Below are 2,477 nucleotides of genomic sequence, written 5' to 3'. Positions count from 1 at the left end.
TGCGGCGCCAGATGCTCGGCCGCGAAATCACGGGCCGTGTCACTGATCGCCCGCTCGTCATCGGTCAAGGTGAACATGGAGATCCGTTCAGTTCATCGTGGGAATGACGAAGTGATTGGTCTCTTCCTTCTTGCCGGAGGGCCAACGCTGCGTCACGGTCTTGGTCTTGGTGTAGAAGCGGAAGGAGTCGGGACCGTGCTGGTTCAGGTCGCCGAAGCCGGAACGCTTCCAGCCGCCGAACGTGTGGTACGCGATCGGCACGGGAATCGGCACGTTGACGCCGACCATGCCGACGTTCACCCGGTTCGTGAAGTCGCGGGCCGTGTCGCCGTCGCGGGTGAAGATGGCGACGCCGTTTCCGTACTCGTGCTCGGTGGGCAGGCGGAGTGCCTCTTCGTAGTCCGCCGCGCGGGCGACCAGCAGGACGGGTCCGAAGATCTCTTCCTTGTAGACCCTCATGTCGGTGGTGACCTTGTCGAACAGGGTCGCGCCTGCGAAGAAGCCGTTCTCGTGGCCCTCGAGGGTGAAGCCGCGACCGTCGATCACGGCCTCCGCACCCTCGTCGATGCCGATCTGGATGTAGCTATTGACCCGCTCGAGGGCGTCCTTGCTGACCAACGGTCCGAAGTCGGCGGACTCGTCGTCGCTGCGGCCGATCGTGAGCTTGCCGACGCGTTCGGTCAGCTTCGCGACGAGCGCATCCGCGGTCTCCTCACCCACCGGCACGGCGACGGAAATGGCCATGCACCGCTCACCCGCGGAGCCGTAACCTGCGCCGATGAGGGCGTCGGCAACCTCGTCGAGGTCGGCGTCGGGCATGATGATCGCGTGGTTCTTCGCGCCCCCGAAGCACTGTGCGCGCTTGCCGTGGGCCGCGGCGGTCTCGTAGATGTACTGCGCGATCGGGGTGGAGCCGACGAACCCGACAGCCTTGACGCGGTCGTCGGTGAGCAGGACGTCCACCACTTCCTTGTCACCGTTGACCACGTTGAACACACCCGCGGGCAGACCGGCCTCGAGGAACAGTTCGGCCAGGCGCAGCGGCACCGAGGGGTCGCGCTCGGACGGCTTGAGGATGAAGGCGTTGCCGGCGGCCAGCGCGGGACCGGCCTTCCACAGCGGGATCATGGCCGGGAAGTTGAAGGGCGTGATGCCGGCGACGACGCCGAGCGGCTGACGCATCGAGTACACGTCGATACCGGTTCCGGCGGATTCCGTGTATTCACCCTTGAGCAAGTGCGGAGCGCCGAGCGCGAACTCGATGACCTCGAGGCCGCGCTGGATGTCGCCCTTCGCGTCGGGGATCGTCTTGCCGTGCTCGGACGACAGGAGGCGCGCCAGCGAATCCATCTCCTCCTGCACGAGCTGGAGGAACTTCATCAGGACGCGCGCCCGCTTCTGCGGATTGAACAGCGCCCATTCGCGCTGAGCTTCCACCGCGTTCGCGATGATCGCCTCCGTCTCGGCCTTGTCGGCGAGAGGCACACGCGCCTGCACCTCACCGGTGTTGGGGTCGTAGACGTCGCCGAACTTGTTGGAGGCACCGGGGACGCGCTTGCCGCCGACGAAGTGGGATAGCTCTTGAACCATTGTGAGAACCCGTTCCTTGCTCGATGATGAGGGAGTTCCGAATATGTGCCCATCCTATAGTTGGATGTCCATGCATGTCCAGGCTCGGGCTGTCACAGTGCGTCCGAGGCGTGTCCGCCGCAGACAGTTCGGTCATACCGCGACTCGGTATCACCGAGTGGTCGCCCGAAAGGAATGAGCGGTCAGTGTTTTCGCACAACGTGCTCGGGCTCCCCCGGCTTCCAGATGGTGATGTCCATGTGCCCGTCGCCGACCTCCACCGCCGAGCCGCCGGTCAGGTCGGCTCGGTAGCAGTGATCGAACTCCTGCCCGCGGATGTCGAAACCGGTCTCGTCGAACAGCGCCTGCGCGAAACGCTGATGCAGCGCCTTGTCCTGAACGTCGTCGACGACACCCCACAGTTTCGCGTCACCTTCCTTCACCTCACTGTCGACGGTTGCCGTATGCAGGCAGAATCGCGGATCGCGAGCCAGATCCTGGAACTTCGTGGTGTTCGGCATTCCGGCGATCCACAACTGGTTCTCGAAGAATCTCGGCTCGACCGGGCTGATCCGCGGAAATCCGTCGGAGCGCAGCGTGCCGAGCATGCACAGGTTCTTGGTCGCCGCGTGCCTGCGGGAAAAGATGGCGGCAATCCGCGGAGCAGCGTCGGCGAACTCGTTCCAGCTGGCCATGCACACGACCCTACGACGATTCCCGTGACCACACGGTCAAGATGCACGCAAATGCGCGATCAGGATCGCCTCGATCTCCGACCGTCGCGCCGCGGACGGCAGGCGCGCGGCCGCCGACCGGTAGCGATGCCCGGTCGGGGTGCCGAGGTCGAAGAGATGCGTGCGGCCGTGCCGTCTGACGGGGCGGGCGGTCCAGCCGTCGCCTTCCTTCGC

3 protein-coding genes and 1 pseudogene are annotated in these 2,477 nt (G+C 65.2%); all 4 read right to left on the bottom strand.

Going from position 1 to position 2,477, the window contains the following annotated elements; genetic code table 11:
- On the bottom strand, positions 1-77 hold a 77-nt coding region (locus MLGJGCBP_RS51865), incomplete at its 3' end, for an acyl-CoA dehydrogenase family protein (RefSeq protein WP_236581192.1).
- Between the two features lie 10 nt (positions 78-87).
- Positions 88-1,590, bottom strand: a complete 1,503-nt coding sequence (locus MLGJGCBP_RS18360) for a CoA-acylating methylmalonate-semialdehyde dehydrogenase (protein WP_087562470.1) — start codon at positions 1,588-1,590, stop codon at positions 88-90.
- A gap of 182 nt (positions 1,591-1,772) precedes the next feature.
- Complete coding sequence (locus MLGJGCBP_RS18355) at positions 1,773-2,264, bottom strand: pyridoxamine 5'-phosphate oxidase family protein (protein ID WP_087562469.1); 492 nt, start codon at positions 2,262-2,264, stop codon at positions 1,773-1,775.
- Positions 2,265-2,300: 36 nt separating this feature from the next.
- Positions 2,301-2,477 (bottom strand): annotated as a pseudogene (locus MLGJGCBP_RS18350) (HNH endonuclease); the annotation flags it as partial.

The organism is Rhodococcus sp. T7 (genome assembly GCF_009872365.1).
In the GTDB taxonomy this organism is placed as follows: Bacteria; Actinomycetota; Actinomycetes; order Mycobacteriales; family Mycobacteriaceae; genus Rhodococcus_F.
This window is presented reverse-complemented; position numbering and strand designations above follow the sequence as displayed.

Bases quoted from the DNA above. Each gene is read 5' to 3' on its own strand.
- MLGJGCBP_RS18360 (WP_087562470.1), bottom strand. From the start codon at position 1,590: ATGGTTCAAGAGCTATCCCACTTCGTCGGCGGCAAGCGCGTCCCCGGT.
- MLGJGCBP_RS18355 (WP_087562469.1), bottom strand. From the start codon at position 2,264: ATGGCCAGCTGGAACGAGTTCGCCGACGCTGCTCCGCGGATTGCCGCC.